The organism is Thioalkalivibrio sp. ALE23 (genome assembly GCF_000378545.1).
Classification (GTDB): domain Bacteria; phylum Pseudomonadota; class Gammaproteobacteria; order Ectothiorhodospirales; family Ectothiorhodospiraceae; genus Thioalkalivibrio.
The window spans coordinates 598656-614885 of the sequence record NZ_KB900032.1 but is presented as its reverse complement, the minus strand read 5'-3'; the positions used below and the strand labels follow the sequence as shown (position 1 = coordinate 614885).

General features: G+C 66.9%; 20 protein-coding genes. All 20 read right to left on the bottom strand.

The features are described 5' to 3' along the window. The gene (locus F573_RS0106660; RefSeq protein ID WP_019021928.1) at positions 1-321 is read right to left on the bottom strand and encodes a non-heme iron oxygenase ferredoxin subunit; all 321 of its coding nucleotides are present in this window, start codon (positions 319-321) and stop codon (positions 1-3) included. After that, a complete protein-coding gene (sufT, locus tag F573_RS0106655; protein ID WP_026300832.1) occupies positions 321-866 on the bottom strand; it encodes a putative Fe-S cluster assembly protein SufT in 546 nt (181 codons plus the stop codon). Before sufT ends, F573_RS0106660 begins: the two co-directional genes overlap by 1 nt. A 28-nt stretch (positions 867-894) precedes the next feature. Continuing rightward, positions 895-2235, bottom strand: a complete 1341-nt coding sequence (sufD, locus tag F573_RS0106650) for a Fe-S cluster assembly protein SufD (RefSeq protein ID WP_019021926.1) — start codon at positions 2233-2235, stop codon at positions 895-897. Beyond that, entirely contained in the window at positions 2232-2981 is a 750-nt protein-coding gene (sufC, locus tag F573_RS0106645) for a Fe-S cluster assembly ATPase SufC (protein WP_018870140.1), read from the bottom strand. Before sufC ends, sufD begins: the two co-directional genes overlap by 4 nt. A gap of 49 nt (positions 2982-3030) precedes the next feature. Continuing rightward, complete coding sequence (locus F573_RS0106640; protein WP_019021925.1) at positions 3031-3453, bottom strand: SufE family protein; 423 nt, start codon at positions 3451-3453, stop codon at positions 3031-3033. Positions 3454-3517: 64 nt separating this feature from the next. Then, positions 3518-4966, bottom strand: a complete 1449-nt coding sequence (gene sufB, locus F573_RS0106635; RefSeq protein WP_018870142.1) for a Fe-S cluster assembly protein SufB — start codon at positions 4964-4966, stop codon at positions 3518-3520. 370 nt (positions 4967-5336) lie between these two features. Continuing rightward, complete coding sequence (locus tag F573_RS0106630; RefSeq protein WP_019021924.1) at positions 5337-5747, bottom strand: nucleotidyltransferase domain-containing protein; 411 nt, start codon at positions 5745-5747, stop codon at positions 5337-5339. A gap of 47 nt (positions 5748-5794) precedes the next feature. Continuing rightward, positions 5795-6172: a holo-ACP synthase gene (gene acpS, locus F573_RS0106625; RefSeq protein WP_019021923.1), complete on the bottom strand. Its 378-nt coding sequence runs from the start codon at positions 6170-6172 to the stop codon at positions 5795-5797. Positions 6173-6191: 19 nt separating this feature from the next. Then, on the bottom strand, positions 6192-6968 hold the full coding sequence (locus F573_RS0106620; RefSeq protein WP_019021922.1) for a pyridoxine 5'-phosphate synthase: 777 nt from the start codon (positions 6966-6968) through the stop codon (positions 6192-6194). Positions 6969-6984: 16 nt separating this feature from the next. After that, entirely contained in the window at positions 6985-7644 is a 660-nt protein-coding gene (locus F573_RS0106615; RefSeq protein ID WP_019021921.1) for a DNA repair protein RecO, read from the bottom strand. 16 nt (positions 7645-7660) lie between these two features. Beyond that, the gene (gene era / locus F573_RS0106610; protein WP_019021920.1) at positions 7661-8581 is read right to left on the bottom strand and encodes a GTPase Era; all 921 of its coding nucleotides are present in this window, start codon (positions 8579-8581) and stop codon (positions 7661-7663) included. Beyond that, a complete protein-coding gene (gene rnc / locus F573_RS0106605; protein WP_018870149.1) occupies positions 8578-9258 on the bottom strand; it encodes a ribonuclease III in 681 nt (226 codons plus the stop codon). The genes era and rnc overlap by 4 nt, the downstream gene beginning before the upstream one ends. A gap of 41 nt (positions 9259-9299) precedes the next feature. Further along, complete coding sequence (locus F573_RS0106600) at positions 9300-9656, bottom strand: DUF4845 domain-containing protein (RefSeq protein WP_018870150.1); 357 nt, start codon at positions 9654-9656, stop codon at positions 9300-9302. A 42-nt stretch (positions 9657-9698) separates the two neighbouring features. Continuing rightward, entirely contained in the window at positions 9699-10469 is a 771-nt protein-coding gene (gene lepB / locus F573_RS0106595; protein WP_018870151.1) for a signal peptidase I, read from the bottom strand. A gap of 47 nt (positions 10470-10516) precedes the next feature. Continuing rightward, positions 10517-12319, bottom strand: a complete 1803-nt coding sequence (gene lepA / locus F573_RS0106590) for a translation elongation factor 4 (protein ID WP_018870152.1) — start codon at positions 12317-12319, stop codon at positions 10517-10519. Further along, positions 12316-12555 (bottom strand): glutaredoxin family protein, encoded by a 240-nt coding sequence (locus F573_RS0106585; protein ID WP_018870153.1) that lies wholly within the window; start codon positions 12553-12555, stop codon positions 12316-12318. The genes lepA and F573_RS0106585 overlap by 4 nt, the downstream gene beginning before the upstream one ends. Before the next feature lie 71 nt (positions 12556-12626). Beyond that, positions 12627-14048, bottom strand: coding sequence for a DegQ family serine endoprotease (locus F573_RS0106580; RefSeq protein ID WP_018870154.1), 1422 nt, complete (start codon positions 14046-14048; stop codon positions 12627-12629). 82 nt (positions 14049-14130) lie between these two features. Then, the gene (locus F573_RS0106575) at positions 14131-14610 is read right to left on the bottom strand and encodes a SoxR reducing system RseC family protein (RefSeq protein ID WP_018870155.1); all 480 of its coding nucleotides are present in this window, start codon (positions 14608-14610) and stop codon (positions 14131-14133) included. A gap of 5 nt (positions 14611-14615) precedes the next feature. Then, entirely contained in the window at positions 14616-15611 is a 996-nt protein-coding gene (locus F573_RS0106570; RefSeq protein WP_019021919.1) for a MucB/RseB C-terminal domain-containing protein, read from the bottom strand. Positions 15612-15614: 3 nt separating this feature from the next. Then, positions 15615-16220: a sigma-E factor negative regulatory protein gene (locus F573_RS0106565; RefSeq protein ID WP_019021918.1), complete on the bottom strand. Its 606-nt coding sequence runs from the start codon at positions 16218-16220 to the stop codon at positions 15615-15617. Positions 16221-16230: the final 10 nt, after the last annotated feature.

Below are 16230 nucleotides of genomic sequence, written 5' to 3'. Positions count from 1 at the left end.
TCAATCCCAGCGGTCGTCACGGACCTCGACGCGCCCGTCGCGGACGCGCACCGGGAAACAGGTAAGTGGCTCCACCGCCGGGGCGGTGAGTGCACTGCCGTCGCGCAGACAGAACTCGGCACCGTGGTGCGGACACACCAGTCGGTCATCACGCAACTCACCCTCGGCGATCGGATATTCCTCGTGCGAGCACAGGTCCTCGATGGCGTAGAAGGACCCCTCCAGGTTGAAGACCGCGATCGGGACATCATCGACCTCCACCACCCGGCGCTCGCCCGGGGGAATGTCGTCCACCGCGGCTACATCGACCCAGTCTTCCATCAGAACATCCCCGTTTCGAGGCGCGCGGCCTCGCTCATCCGCGAGGCATCCCACGGTGGATCAAACACCATCTCGACCCCCGCCTGCTCGACGGTGGGAACCTCCATGATCCGCTGCCATACATCGTTGGCCAGCGTGTCCCCCATCCCGCAGCCGGGTGCGGTCAGCGTCATCTCGACCCACACGGATCGCGAGCCGTCCAACTCTTTCTCCACCGTGCAGGAGTAGATCAGCCCCAGTTCCACGATGTTGATGGGGATCTCCGGGTCGTAGCAGGTCCTCATCTGCTCCCACACCAGCTGCTCGACATCTTCGTCCGAGGCGTTTTCGGGCAGTTGCGGCGGCGGTGGCGGCGTTTTGCCCAGTGCATCCGCGTCTTCACCACTGATGCGGAACATCCGCCCCTGCGCGGTCACGGTGAAGGAGCCGCCGAGCGCCTGCATCAGGGCCACCTGGCTGCCTTCTCCGATCATCACCTTCTGGCCCGATGGCACTGCAACCGCCAGCGTGTCCCGCTCCAGTTTCACGATTTCCTGAGACGCCATCGTCATTCCTCCGAATGTTCGGGTGTCATCACGCTTGTGCAAGAGTGGCGGGCACGGCCTCCGGGAGACGCTGCGCGAGCCGGTTCTCCACCACCGCCCGGACCGGATCCAGTTTCATCGGCTCCAGCACCTCTTCGGCAAAGGCGTAGACCAGCATGCCCCGGGCGATCTCCGGCCCGATGCCACGACTGGCGAGGTAATACAGCGCATCGGCATCCAGCTGGCCGACGGTGGCGCCGTGCGCGGCCTTCACGTCGTCCGCGTAGATCTCCAGCTCCGGCTTGGCGTCGATCTCCGCGTTGGGCGACAGCAGGAGATTGGCGCTGTGCTGCTCCGCGGCGGTCTTCTGGGCCCCTTCACGGATCAGGACACGACCCTTGAATACCCCGCGGCCCCGGCCCTGCGCGATACCCCGATACTGCTCGCGGCTGGTGGTATGCGGGACCGCGTGGTGGACCCGCGTGTGGGTATCCACATGCTGCCGGTCACCGACCAGGAACAGGCCGTTGAGATGGGTCTCGGCGCCGGGCTCCACCAGGTCCACGTTCAGGTCGTGCCGCACCAGGCGCCCGCCCAGATTCACGTTGTGCGAGGTCACCACACTGTCGCGCCGCTGGCGGACGAAGACATTGCCGACGTGATAGGCGGTATCCGCATGCTCCTGCACCAGATAGTGGTGCAGGTGAGCCCCGGCATGGGCCTCGATCTCGGTAACCGTATTGGTGAAACTGCGCGCCCCTTCTCCGTCCACGTAGTGCTCGATGATGGTGGCCTCACAACCGGACTCGCCCACGACGAGAACCCGGGGGTGGCACCAGACATTCTCACTGTACGAAGTTCCGTAGAACACCAGATGGATCGGGCGCTCCAGCACCACACCGGGCTCCAGGTGGATCACGGCCCCGTCGGTCAGGAACGCGGTATTCAGCGTCGCAAACGACGAGTACTGGTCATGGGCAAGCCCGTCCAGGCACTGCTCCGGGATGGTCACCCCCTCCCGGATCGCCGTATTCAGGCCGTCGATGCGGACCCCCGGAGCCAGTCCGTCGAGTCGCGACAGGTCGTCGCGCAGGAACCCGTTCTCGAACACCAGGCGCCAGGGCTCGAGCTCGCCGAAGACATGCTCCTCGAGCGTCGCGGCCTCAAGCAGCCCGCATTCGCTGGCAACCGAGAACGGCTTGTTGGCGATCGGGCGAACGTTGGTGTATTTCCATTCCTCGGCACGCGGGTCGGGGAAGCCGGACTCCGCAAACCGCTCGGCCGCCGCCCGCCGTCGTTGCGCGAGCCACGGCGGCAGGTCCGCACTCAACGTTCCCTGCAGCTGCTCGAGCTGCCCGATGTAATGGGTATCCAGTGCGTTCGCGCTCATGCGGCCTCCTTGATGATCCCCTGGTAGCCTTCGCGCTCGAGCTCCTGGGCCAGCGTCTTGTCACCGGACTTGATGATCCGGCCGCCGGACAGCACATGGACGTAGTCCGGCTCGATGTGGCTCAGCAGGCGCTGGTAATGGGTCACCAGCACGATCGCCCGGTCCGCCGAACGCAGGTGGTTCACCCCTTCCGCCACGATCTTCAGGGCGTCGATGTCCAGCCCGGAGTCGGTCTCGTCCAGCAGGGCCAGGTGCGGCTCCAGCACCAGCATCTGGAGGATCTCGTTGCGTTTCTTCTCGCCCCCGGAGAATCCGGAATTGATCGCGCGATGCAGGAAGCTTTCGTCCATCTGCATCATCTGCATCTTTTCCCGCACCAGGGTCAGGAACTGGAAGGTGTCCGCCTCGGGTTCGCCGCGGTGCTTGCGCTGGGCGTTGTAGGCTTCCTTGAGCAGATAGATGTTCTTGACGCCGGGGATCTCCACCGGGTACTGAAAGCCCAGCAGCATCCCTTCGCGGGCGCGGATCTCGGGTTCCATCGCCAGCAGGTCCTGATCCTGATAGGTGACCGACCCCGACGTGGCTTCATAACCGTCGCGGCCGCCCAGCACCTGGCACAGGGTGCTCTTGCCGGAGCCGTTGGGTCCCATGATGGCGTGGACCTCGCCCGGTTTTACCTCGAGGTCGATCCCCCTGAGGATCTCCTTGTCGTCAATCGATGCATGCAGGTCGTTGATCTTCAGCATGTGCGTTGTCCTCCGGGTACCTGGAAATTCAGTGTCGGTTTGGCGCGCCCTAGGCATTCGTCCGGGCATGTTCGAGGGCCAGCTCCTTGACCCGGAGCATGAGCGCCTCCATGCCGGCGCGCCGGGTCGGGCTGAGGGCTTCGTCCATGCCGACCTCGCCCAGCAGTTCATACGGGTCGGTGTTCAGGACTTCCTCCGGCGTCTTGTCCCGGAACGGCAGCAGCATCAGGGCCATCAGGCCCCGCACCATGGACGTCTCCGCGTCCGCCTCCAGCACCAGCCGCGGGGGCTCCTGGTCGTCCAGATGGGCGATCAGCCACGCCTGCGTGTTGCAGTCCTTGACGCGGTTCTCCTCCGTGAGCGCCTCCTCCGGCAGGGTCGGCATCTGGCGTCCCAGATCCTCGATCATGCGGAAGCGGTCATCCCAGTCCGGCATCATCTCGAATGCGCTTAACAGTTCTTGCTTGTCCATATCGGACCCCTCTTGTCGGACGCTTGTGTCGGACCCTTGTGCAAACCAGCTGCCGGGAGAGCGGCTAGCCGACCGCCCCTTCCAGAGAAACGCTCAGCAGGGCCTCGGCCTCGGTGGCGAATTCCATGGGCAGCTCGCCGAAGACCTCCTTGCAGAAACCGTTCACGATCATGTTGACGGCATCCTCCTCGGACAGACCGCGCTGCTTGAGGTAGAAGATCTGATCGTCGCTGACCGTGGAGGTCGTCGCCTCGTGTTCGATGTTCGAGCTCGGGTTTTTGGCCTCGATGTACGGATAGGTGTGAGCGCCGCAGGTCTCCCCGAGCAGCAAGGAGTCGCACTGGGTGTAGTTGCGGGCGTTCTCGGCCCCGGGGGTCATGCGGACCAGGCCGCGGTAGGCGTTGTTGGCGCGGCCGGCGGAAATGCCCTTGGAAATGATCGTGCTGCGGGTATTGCGCCCCACGTGGATCATCTTCGTGCCGCTGTCGATCTGCTGGAAATTGTTGCCCACGGCCACCGAGTAGAACTCGCCGACCGAGTTGTCGCCCTTGAGCACGCAGCTCGGATACTTCCAGGTGATGGCGGACCCCGCCTCGACCTGCGTCCAGGCGATCTTGCTGTTGTCACCGCGGCACTCGCCGCGCTTGGTGACGAAGTTGTAGATGCCGCCCTTGCCTTCTTCGTCGCCCGGGAACCAGTTCTGCACGGTGGAGTACTTGATCTCCGCATCCGCCTCGGCGACCAGCTCGACCACTGCGGCGTGCAGCTGGTTCTCGTCACGCTGGGGCGCCGTGCAGCCCTCGAGGTAGCTCACGTGCGAACCCTCCTCGGCGATGATGAGGGTGCGCTCGAACTGGCCCGTGTCCATCGCATTGATGCGGAAATAGGTCGACAGCTCCATCGGGCAGCGCACGCCCTTCGGCACGTATACGAACGAGCCGTCGGAGAACACCGCCGAGTTCAGGGCGGCGAAATAGTTGTCATTGCGCGGCACCACGGAGCCGAGGTAACGCTCGACCAGTTCCGGGTATTCCTGCAGCGCCTCGGAGAAGGAACAGAAGATCACGCCGGCATCCGCCAGTTTTTCCTTGAACGTGGTGGTCACCGACACGCTGTCGAACACCGCATCCACCGCAACGCCGGCCAGGCGCGCCCGTTCGTCCAGCGGGATGCCAAGCTTCTCGTAGGTTTCCAGCAGCTTGGGGTCGACCTCGTCCAGACTCTGCGGTGCATCGTCCTTCGACTTCGGCGCCGCGAAATAGGAAATCGCCTGGAAATCGATCTTCGGATAATGCACATGCGCCCAGGTCGGTTCGCGCATCTGGAGCCAGTCGCGGTAGGCCGCAAGCCGCCATTCGAGCATGAACTCGGGTTCCTGCTTCTTGCGCGAGATCGCCCGAATGACGTCTTCGTTCAATCCCGGGGGCAGGATGTCCTGCTCGATATCGGTGGAGAAGCCCCACTTGTACTCGCCCTTGACGAGTTGCTCGATGTCCTTCGGCTGGGTCGACATAAGCCTTGCCTCGGTTGTGCGGTTGAACTAACGCGAGGGCAGAGCAGGATCCGGTTGCAGCCCGCGGCTCCCGAGACGCCGACCGGGATTTGCGTTACATCCCGTCGTCGCCTGAATCAGGCGGTCGCCTCCGCCCTCTGTCTTCGGTTCCGACGATAAGAGAATTCCTGAGTAATTCAATAAGGATTACACCGAGCATTGATACAAGCCCCGCCGGAAGTCATGTGCTTGTAGGGCGGAAGGGGGAAGTACCTGGGGGGAGAGAGGCTGGGTCGCCGACCTGACGGCACACCGCGGCATGCGGGTCGGACGCATGCCGGGCGAGCGCCGATGACCCGACCGGGCAGGTCACCCGCTCCCGCGACTTCGGCTAATGGCTCCGTGCTCCGCGGCGGTATTCCTGCAGATAGGGGAGGAAGTCGAAATAGGCGTTGCGCGCCGCCACCTCGAACGCGGCGCGGCGGTCCGGGTCGCGGTCCAGCAGCAGATGGCCGTCGCGCAGGATCCGGTGCACGAGATCCGGCGGAGCGGAATGCAGGTCGACCAGATCGACCCGGCGGCCCAGCGTGTCCGACAGATCCATTTCCAGGCGCGCCAGTGGATCGAGCAGCGAGCGGGACATCGGCTCCGGCGTGAGGACCGCGAGGTCGATGTCGCTGTCGGGACAGGCCTCTCCTCGCGCATGGCTGCCAAACAGATAGGCCGCCATCACCGCGTCCTGCTCCGCAAGTCGGGTGCGCAGGAGTGTCGCCAGCGGACTGTCGCTCATCTCGAGAATCATGCCTCGAGTATCCGGCTCCACGCAGGAGCGTGCAACGCCGGGCAGCCTCAGGCGCGTTCGATGATGACGAAGGCCTGGGCGTAGTCGCGTTCGTCGGAGATGCTGAGGTGGACGGGGCCGGCGCCGAGGCGTTCGGCGGTGCCGCGGGCGCGGCCTTCCAGCACGAATTCCGGGCGGCCGCGGGCATCGTGGGTGACGCCGGCGTCGACCAGGGCCATGCCGGCGCCGACGCCGCAGCCCAGCGCCTTGGACAGGGCCTCCTTGGCGGCGAAGCGCCGGGCGAGGAAGCCGGCCGGGTCCTGCGCGGGGAGATCGGCGCGTTCCACCGGATGCAGGATGCGGTCGGCGAAACGTTCGCCGTGGCGCGTCCACAGCGCCTGCATGCGCGCCACCTGCACCAGGTCGGTGCCGACCCCGAGGATCACGCCGAAGCCCTCGCCCGGGTCACACCGGGTACTGGCCGACCGGGGCGCCCTCGCGCGCGGCGTCCATCAGGCCGCGCATGTGGCTGACCGCCTCCGGCAGCCCGGTGAACAGCGCGCGGGCCACGATCGAGTGGCCGATGTTGAGTTCGTTGAACACCGGGTTGGCGGCGATCGCGCGCACGTTGTCGTAGTCCAGGCCGTGGCCGGCGTTGATCACCAGCCCCATCTGCCGCCCGGCCTCGGCCGCCTCGTTGATCTGCGTCAGCAGCCGCTCGCGTTCACCGGCATCGGTGGCGTTGGCATAGGCCCCGGTGTGCAGTTCCACCACCGGGGCGCCAATGGCCGCCGCGGCCTCCAGCTGCCGCACGTCGGGCTCGACGAACAGCGACACCGCGATGCCCGCCTCGCGCAGGGGAGCAACAAAGGCGGTCAGGCGCTCGCGATGGCCGATGGCATCCAGTCCGCCCTCGGTGGTCAGCTCCTCGCGGCGCTCGGGGACGATGCAGCAGTATTCCGGCCGCAGGTCCAGCGCGATCGTCTGCATCCCGTCGGTGGCGGCCATCTCCAGGTTCATGGGCACGGTCAGGCGCGGCTTGATGCCGAACACGTCGTCGTCCTGGATGTGCCGGCGATCCTCGCGCAGGTGCAGGGTGATGGAGTCGGCCCCGCTGGCCTCGGCCAGGCGCACCGCCTGCATCAGGTCCGGGTACGGCGTGTGCCGCGCCTGGCGGATGGTCGCGATGTGGTCGAGGTTGACCCCCAGCTTGAGCGCGGGAACGGATGCGGCGTCGGTCATGGTATCGGTTTCCTGTTCAGAGCAGACCGCGGGTTTGCAGCGGCCGGCCGTCGAGATGGGCGTCGATCAGCGCGCGCATGAAGTCGCGGCTGGCCCGGGCGAGATTATCCGGGACGTCCCGGCCGCTGGCCAGTGCCTGCAGCGCGGCGCCGGGCACGGCGCCGGCGGTGCGGGCAGGCACGTCGTGCAGGCCGTGTTCCGGTTCGTAGCGATACCAGGCTTCCGGCTCGAGATCATCCGGGTCGATGAACGCGAGACCGGAATCCAGCCCCCCCAGCAGCTGCCACTCGGCCCGGCGCAGCACGCGGTCCGCCGGACGGTCCTGCGCGAGATCGGTGTAGGCCCCGGTCAGGGTCTGCAGGGTGTCCTCCAGCGGGGCATCGCGCGGGAACAGGCGCAGCACCAGCTCGTTCAGATACAGGCCGCAGACCAGCCGGCGCCCGGTCAGCGGGTACACCCGGCGTTCCTCGGCCACATTCAGGCTGGGCAGTTCGCCGCGCCCGCGCCACGCGAGATCCAGCAGCACGAACGGGCGCACGCTGCCCGCACGCCCGCGGGCCACCGCGGCAACGCGCCCCGCCCGCTCGGTGACCAGCTCCACCACGCGGCTGTTCTCGCGCAGCGGGCGCGCATGCAGGACCACGCCCGGGGTGACCTCGCTGGCGGCGCTGCTCATGTACGGATTCCGGCGGCTACCGCGGTTCCTCGATCCCGAGTTCGCGCAGCGCCCGCGGGCTGCGCGACCAGTCCGCCTCGACGCGCACGGTGAGGTTGAGCATGACCTTGCGCTCCAGCAGCGATTCGAGCTGATGGCGCGAGGCCTGGCCGATCTGCTTGAGCCGGCGCCCGCCCTTGCCGATGACGATGCCCTTCTGGCTGTCGCGCTCGACCAGGATCACCGCGTCGACATGCGCGATGCGCGGGGTGTCTTCCCAGTTCTCGACGCGCACGGCGACCGAGTAGGGCACCTCCTCGCCCAGCTGTTCCAGCATCGCCTCGCGGATCATCTCCTCGGCGCGAAAACGCTCCGGGCGGTCGGAGAGCTGGTCCGGGTCGTACAGGAACGGGCCCTCGGGCAGGTGGTTGCGGATCTCCTCGATCAGCCCCGGCAGGTTGGTGCCCCGCCGTGCGCCGATGGGTACCACCCCGGCATACGGAAACGCGGCCATGCGCTGTTCGATGAACGGCAGCAGCTCTTCCTTGTTCTTCTGCCGGTCGACCTTGTTGATCACCAGCAGGGCCGGCCGCCCGGACTGACGTACCGCCTCCTCGATGCGTTCGTCCGCCTCGCCGAAGCGGCCCGCCTCGGTCAGGAAGCAGATCAGGTCGGCATCCGACAGGGCCTGGCTGGCGGTGCGGTTGAGCACCTGGTTCACCAGTTTGGTGCGCTGCTGATCGATCCCGGGGGTATCCATCAGCACGATCTGGTCGTCACCTTCGGTGACGATGCCGAGGATGCGGTTGCGCGTGGTGTGCGGCCGGCGGGTGGTGGCCGCCAGCTTCTCGCCCACCAGGCGATTCATCAGGGTGGTCTTGCCGACGTTCGGACGGCCGATCAGGGCGACCAGCCCGCAGCGCGTGCCGTCGCCTGCCTCGTTCTCGGGTGTGTTCATTGTTCCTGGGTCTGCTGGAGCCGGTGGAGGGCCGCTTCGGCCGCGGCCTGTTCGGCCCGGCGGCGGCTGGAACCGCGTCCGTGCTGTCCCCAGCCCTGAGTGGGCAGATGCACGGCCACGGTGAAATGGCGCTGATGGTCGGGTCCGGAGACCTCCAGCACCTCGTAGACCGGAAGCTCCGCGTTGCGACCCTGCAGTTTCTCCTGCAGCCGGGTCTTCGGGTCCTTCAGGGTCTCCGCTGCGGGGAGGTTTTCCAGACGCTCGGCATAGAGCGCGAGCGTGAAGTCGCGCGCGGCGTCGAAGCCCGCCTCGCGATAGGTGAGCCCGATCAGGGCCTCGACCGCATCGGCAAGAATGGAGTCGCGCCGCTGGCCGCCGCTCTTGCGCTCGCCCTGGCCCAGATTGAGCATGCCTTCCAGACCGGTCTCGCGCGCCAGGGCCGCCAGCGATTCGCGATTCACCAGCGCGGCCCGCAGCCGGGTCAGGTCTCCCTCGGGCGAGTCCGGCAGCCGCTCGTACAGGGCATCGGCAACCACCAGGCCGAGTACCGCGTCACCGAGGAATTCCAGGCGCTCGTTGTTGCGCCCGCCGGCACTGCGATGGGTCAGCGCCTGGCGCATGCCTTCGCCGTCCCGCACCGCCTCGGGCAGCAAGGTTCGAAAATCCCGTTCAGCCATGCACGTCTGGATCCTTCCGTTCGCGTCCCGATCTCATCTCGTCAGTCCGCCAGGGTCGCGGAATAGGAGAACTGTGCAACGATGTCGATGTTGCCCAGAAAGCCGCGCCGGATCTCGTAGTCGATGTTCATCGCCGGACCCTCGTCGCCCTCGCCGACCGAGAAGTGCTCTTCCTCGATCTCGTCCGGCACCGTGTTCAGCTGAAAGCGCCGGCGGACCTCGCTCCACAGTTCGTCTTCGCTCTTGTCCGCCGCGCCCGGCTGCTCCGCCACGTCCTGCATGATCGAGCGCACCGTCAGATACTGGGTGTACTGTGTACCCATCTGGATCACGAAGGTGAGCACGATCAGGGCCAGGAAGATCATGGCCATGATGGTGGTGGCCCCGGCGCCCTTCATTCTGGTCTTCGATTGCATGGTTACCCCCGTCCCTGTCATGTATCAGCGTATGGCCTGCCCGATGCGGGAAAAGTCCATATGACTACCATTGTAATCCCAGTGCAGCCAGATGAAGAGCGCACGCCCCACCAGCAGCTCCTCGGACACGAAGCCCCACGACCGGCTGTCGTTGGAGTTGTCGCGATTGTCCCCGACCATGAAGTAATGCCCGTCCGGCACGACCACCCGCCCTTCCGCGGCCGGGCGGTCCTCGCGCATCAGGGTGTTGTACGTCCGGTCGCCCATGGTCTCCTCGAACAGCGTGGCACCGGACATCACCGCACCGGAGCCCTCGCCGTCGAAGGTACCGACCTCTTCGGCCGGCTGCGGCTCGCCGTTGACGTACAGCACGCGGTCGCGGAACTCGATCTCGTCACCGGGAAGCCCCACGACGCGCTTGATGTAGTCCTCGGCCGGATTGCGCGGATACTTGAACACCGCGACCTCGCCGCGTTCCGGGGCCCCGGTGTCGAGGATCCTGGTGCGCGTGACCGGCAGGCGTACGGCATAGGAAAACTTGTTCACCATGATGAAATCGCCCACCAGCAGGGTCGGCATCATGGAGCCCGAGGGGATGCGGAACGGTTCGGCAACGAACGAGCGCAGGACCAGCACGATCAGCAGGATCGGGAAGAACGAGCGCGAGTAGTCCACATACCAGGGCATCTTCGCCCGGCGCTCGGGGCTCAGCCGTCGGCGCAGCACCGCCCATACCAGCCAGATCAGGCCGGTTACCGCGGTCGCCACGACCAGGATCAGTTCCAGATTCGCCATGCTGTTTCCCTGCCCCCGCTACCGGCCCGACGGCCCGGTGGTTCCCGTCATTTCTCGTCCACCGAGAGTACCGCGAGAAAGGCCTCCTGCGGAACGTCCACCTTGCCGATGGACTTCATCCGCTTCTTGCCTTCCTTCTGTTTCTCCAGCAGCTTGCGTTTGCGGCTCACGTCCCCGCCGTAGCACTTGGCGAGCACGTTCTTGCGCATCGCCTTGACCGTCGAACGCGCGATGATCTTGGAGCCGATCGCCGCCTGGATGGCCACCTCGTACATCTGCCGCGGGATGATCTTCGCCATGCGCTCGGTGATCTCGCGTCCACGCGATTCGGCTTGGTCGCGATGCACGATCGCCGAAAGCGCATCCACCCGGTCGCCGTTGATCAGGATGTCGACCCGCACCAGCGGGGCTGCCTGGAAACGCAGCGGGTGGTAGTCGAACGAGGCATAGCCGCGGGTCGCGGACTTGAGCCGGTCGAAGAAGTCCAGCATGACCTCGGCCATCGGCAGTTCGTAGGACAGCTGCACCTGACGCCCGTGATAGGCCATGCGGGTCTGCACCCCGCGCTTTTCGACGCACAGGGTCATGACCGCGCCGACGTACTCCTGCGGCACGAGGATATTCGCCTCGATGACCGGCTCGCGGATCTCGGCGACCTCGTTGTTCGGCGGCAGCTCCGAAGGGTTGTGCACGGGCACCACGCTGCCGTCGTTCTTTTCCACCTCGTAGACCACGGTGGGCGCGGTATTGATCAGGTCCAGGCCGTATTCACGCTCCAGGCGTTCCTGCACGATCTCCATGTGCAGCATGCCGAGGAAGCCGCAGCGAAAGCCGAAGCCCAGGGCCGCCGAGGTCTCCGGCTCGAATGACAGCGCGGCATCGTTCAGGCGCAGCTTGTCGAGCGCGTCGCGCAGGTCGTTGAAGTCGTCCGCGGAGACCGGGAACAGACCGGCGAATACCCGCGGCTGGATTTCCTGGAACCCGGGGATCGGCTCGTCCGCCGGGTTGTTGAAGTCGGTGATCGTGTCACCGACCTTGGCCCCGGAGATGTCCTTGATGGTGGCGATCATGTAGCCCACCTCGCCGACGTCCAGATACTCGCGATCCACCGGCTTGGGCGTGAACACCCCCACACGATTGACCTCGTGCGGGCGTTCCACCGCCATCGCCTTGATCTTCTGGCCGGCATGCAGGCGCCCGGCCTTGACCCGCACCAGGGCCACCACGCCCAGGTAGTTGTCGTACCACGAGTCGATGATCAGGGCCTTCAGCGGAGCTTCCGAATCGCCCTGCGGCGGGGGGATGCGCCGCACCAGCTCCTCCAGCAGCTCGCTGATGCCCTCGCCGGTCTTGGCCGACACCCGCAGGGCATCGGTGGCCTCGATCCCGATCACGTCCTCGATCTCGTCGGCCACGCGGTCGGGTTCGGCCGCGGGCAGGTCGATCTTGTTGAGCACCGGCACGACTTCCAGCCCCTGGTCGATGGCGGTGTAGCAGTTGGCCACGCTCTGCGCCTCCACGCCCTGGGAGGCATCCACCACCAGCAGCGCACCCTCGCAGGCGTACAGCGAGCGCGAGACCTCGTAGGAGAAATCCACGTGGCCCGGGGTATCGATGAAGTTCAGCTGGTAGCGCTGGCCGTCGTTGGCGTCGTAGTACAGCGACACGCTCTGCGCCTTGATGGTGATCCCGCGTTCGCGTTCAAGATCCATGGAGTCCAGCACCTGCTCCGACATCTCGCGCTCGGTCAGCCCGCGACAGCCCTGGATCAGGCGGTCCGCAAGGGTCGACTTGCCGTGGTCGATGTGGGCGATGATGGAAAAGTTACGGGTCAGACGGGTATCACTCATGCGGGCCCCAGCAGGTCCAGCAGTGCCTCTCGGTCAAGAAAGTGGCAGCAGAGAATGTCGCCGTCGACGGCAAGAACCGGCACCTTGGTGTTGTAGCGTTCCCGCAGGTCCGGGTCCTCGTCGATGTCGACGACGTCGAGCGTAAAAGTATAACGGCTTTGCAAAGCAAAAAGCTCTGCGAGCATATGCTCGCAGAGCCCGCAGCCTTCGCGATGGTACACCGTCAGTTGCGTCATGTGCGATGCACCGGCCCCGAAACCCGGCCCCGAAACCCGGCCCCGACACCCGGGGCCGGCCGGCGGCCCCGTCAGTCCTGCGGAATGCGCAGGGCGATGAAGGTGGGGTTGCCACCGCGCTGGATCAGCACCGGGACGGTCGTGCCGGGGCCGGCCTGCTCGATGCGTTCTTCCAGCTCTTCCAGCGAACCCACCGGCTGCCGCGCGAACTGCACGATCACGTCGCCCGGCCGCACGCCGGCGCTGCGCGCGGGGTTGTCCTCGACCTCCAGCACCACCAGGCCGTTGTCGACGCCGAGCTCCTCGCGCGTTTCGGCGTCCAGCGGCTCGAGGCGCATGCCCAGCAGGCTCTGCGGCTCGGGCCGGGCCTCCTCCGGCTGGGCCGGGGCCGACCGGCGTTCGGCGACGTCCTCGGGCAGCGCCTCGATGGTGACCTCGAGGGTCTTGTCCTCGGAGCCGCGCCGGATGTCCACCTCGACCTCGCTGCCCACCGGCGTGCGACCGACGATCGGCGGCAGCGCGCTGGAATTCGGCACGTCCAGGCCATTGAAGCGCAGGATCACGTCACCGGCCTCGAACCCCGCCTTCTCCGCGGGACTGTCCGCCTGCACTCGGGCGACCAGGGCACCGGAGGGCTTGTCCATGTCGAACGACTCGGCCAGATCCCGGGTAACCTCCTGGATCAGCACACCCAGCCATCCGCGGGTCACTTCGCCGTGTTCACGCAGCTGGGTCACCACGTCGCCCACCACTTCGATGGGGACCGCAAACGACAGACCCATGAACCCGCCGGTACGGCTGTAGATCTGGGCATTGATCCCGATCACCTTGCCGTCGAGATTCATCAGCGGACCACCGGAGTTGCCCGGGTTGATGGCCACGTCGGTCTGGATGAAGGGTACGTAGTTCTCGCTCGGCAGGCTGCGCCCCTTGGCGCTGACGATCCCGGCGGTGACCGAGTGATCAAAGCCGAACGGCGAGCCGATCGCCAGGACCCATTCCCCGACCCGGAGCTCCTCGGAGGAACCCAGCTCCAGCGTGGGCAGGTCCTCGGCGTCGATCTTCAGCAGGGCCACGTCGCTCTGCGGGTCGGTACCGACGACCTCGGCATTGAACACGCGCCGGTCGGACAGGTGGACCACGATCTCCGAGGCACCCTCGACCACGTGGTTGGCGGTCACGATGTAGCCGTCTTCGCTGTAGATGAAGCCGGAGCCGAGCGAATCGCGCTCGCGCTGGCGCGGGTCGCCGCCGGAACCCGGGGGCTCGCCGAAGAAACGCTCGAACAGGTCCTCGAACGGAGTCCCTTCGAACTGACGCATGCCGCCGTGTTCGGGTACCTCGCTGGTGCGGGTGGCCGAGATGTTCACCACCGCCGGGCTGTGTTCTTCCGCCAGCGGCACGAAATCGGGCAGATGCCGCGCCGAAGCGGGCAGGGACAGGGCCAGAAAGACCAGGGCGACCAGCGCCCATTGCATCGGTTTCAGCATCATTGAATCCCTCTCCGGGAAGCTTGAACGGACATGCCTCTGGACGTCGCGAAGGCGCGCAAGTTCCCCGCGGGCCGCGACAGGTTCAGCCGGCGCGGGTGGCGACCGGCCGCACGATGCCGCTGCCCGGCTGGCGCGCGAGCACCACCGGACGGAACGCGGCATCGCGCTGGCGCATCCAGCGACGTACCCCCAGCAACCCCGCCCCGAGGCCACCGAGGCCCGCCAGCAGCAGCACGCCCTCGCCGGCACCGGGGAACAGGGCCATGCCCAGCGCGGGCACGCCAATCAGGCCGGCCAGCGGCAGCAGGTACATCATCAGCGCACCCGCGACCAGCGCGGTGTCGCGTACGCCGAGGGTGACGGTATCGCCAGCCTGCAGGTCGCCGGAATGGCCAACCCGGACTTCGATGGGCTTGCGCCCGAGGACGTCCGACAGGACCCCGCTGCCGCAACCGCTGCGCGCGGAGCAGCTGCCACAGGTGGACCGGCGCTGGATGCGCACGCGGGCGGTGTGCCCGTCCACGTCGAGAACTTCACCCTGTTCCTCGATCCAGTCACTCATGCCAGTCACTCACGCCGGTCCCCGTCGGGCTGCGGCGGATGCATGGCCGCGGCGAGGCGCTCCACGGTCTCGCGGGGCACGTCGCCGACGGCGGTGATCTGATAATCGCCCTCGACCCGGGCCACCGCGTGCGTGGCACCGGCGCGGGTCGCGCCCTCGAACCGGCGCTCGCCTTCCACCGGCTCGACGTACACCGAGACCGAAGCCAGGCCATCGCTGACCACGAAATAGCGGCCGGGCTGTTCCGGATCATCGCTGCTGCGTTCGCGCGCCACCACCAGGCGGAAACCCGACGGCAGTTCACTGAAGCCCCAGTCCCGGCCGTCGGGGTCCGGGCGCAGGTGTCCGCGCTCGGCACGCACCTCGATGCGGTCGGCGTCTTCACTGACCGGCTCGAGGGCGGCGTCCGGCACGCGGTCCAGCAGTTCGAGATCGGTAAACGCCAGCCGTTCGAGCAGCTGGCCGCTCCCGGAATAGAGCTCGCTGAGCAGCGGCAGGCCGGTGTCTTCGTGCAGGCAGTAGCGGTGGCTGTAGCGCAGCAGGTCACTGGCGCGGGCCAGCAGCATGCGGCAGGCATGTCCGGCCACGCGGCTGCGACCCTGATCCTTGAGGGAATAGCCGTCGTGTTCCGCCAGCAGGTGAACCGGGGAACTCACCGGCCAGCGCGGGGCCGATCCGGCTTCGGCGGCCTGCCCGCCGGAGGCGGCCCCGGTCCCGGACCGGGCACTGAGGCGATCCACCGAGCGCACGACCTCGCGCTCCTGGCCACTGAGGGTATGCAGCCGTTCGCGATAACCTCCGTCCTCGATGGCGTGGATCACACGCACCGTATCGAGGCGATCCTTGCGCTGCAGGACGAATGTCCCCCGGTAACTTTCCGAATGCACGCTCGCGGACATGCGTTCCAGCCACTCGGCGGGGCCGGGATCACTGGCGATCACCGGCAGCGGGAGCAGGGCGACGGAAGCCGCCAGCACCCAGGGCAGACCTCCGCGCATCATGGTTTACTCTTCGCCAACCGAATAACGTACCCGCCCGAAAGCAGCGGAGCCGGGACCGGTCAGGTCGGCGTGGTTCTCGAAATAACGCACGAAGCGCGGGTCCAGCTCCTCGCCCGGCTCGTCCGCGTCGGGCATGCCGGCGCCGCTGGCCGCCTCCTCGGTGCCCGCGGGCGTGCGCGCCGTCTGCACTTCGGCCGGTGCGGGCTCGCCCGCGGCCATGCCGGGCGTCGCGTCGCCACCGGGCTGACCGGTGCCCATCATCTGCATGCCCACCAGGGTCACCACCGCCACGGCCGCCGCTACTCCGGTACCGGCCACCGGCCGGAACCAGCGCGAACGGGTGGCCCGATCGACCCCGGAGTGCTCCGGTTCGACATGCAGCGGCTCTTCTTCGGCCAGTTGTTCGCGCACGCCCTCAAGCAGATCCGGGGGCGCGGTCATGCGCATCCCGCCGCGCAGCGAGTCTCCGATCAGGTGATAGCGTTCCCATTGCTTGCGATCTTCTTCCGACTGCAGCAGCTCGTCCACCAGGCGACGCGTCTCGAACGCCTCGGTCTCGTCGTCCACCAGGGCCGAGAGACGCTCCGTCTTGCTGACTTGTTCACTCATACGATCATGC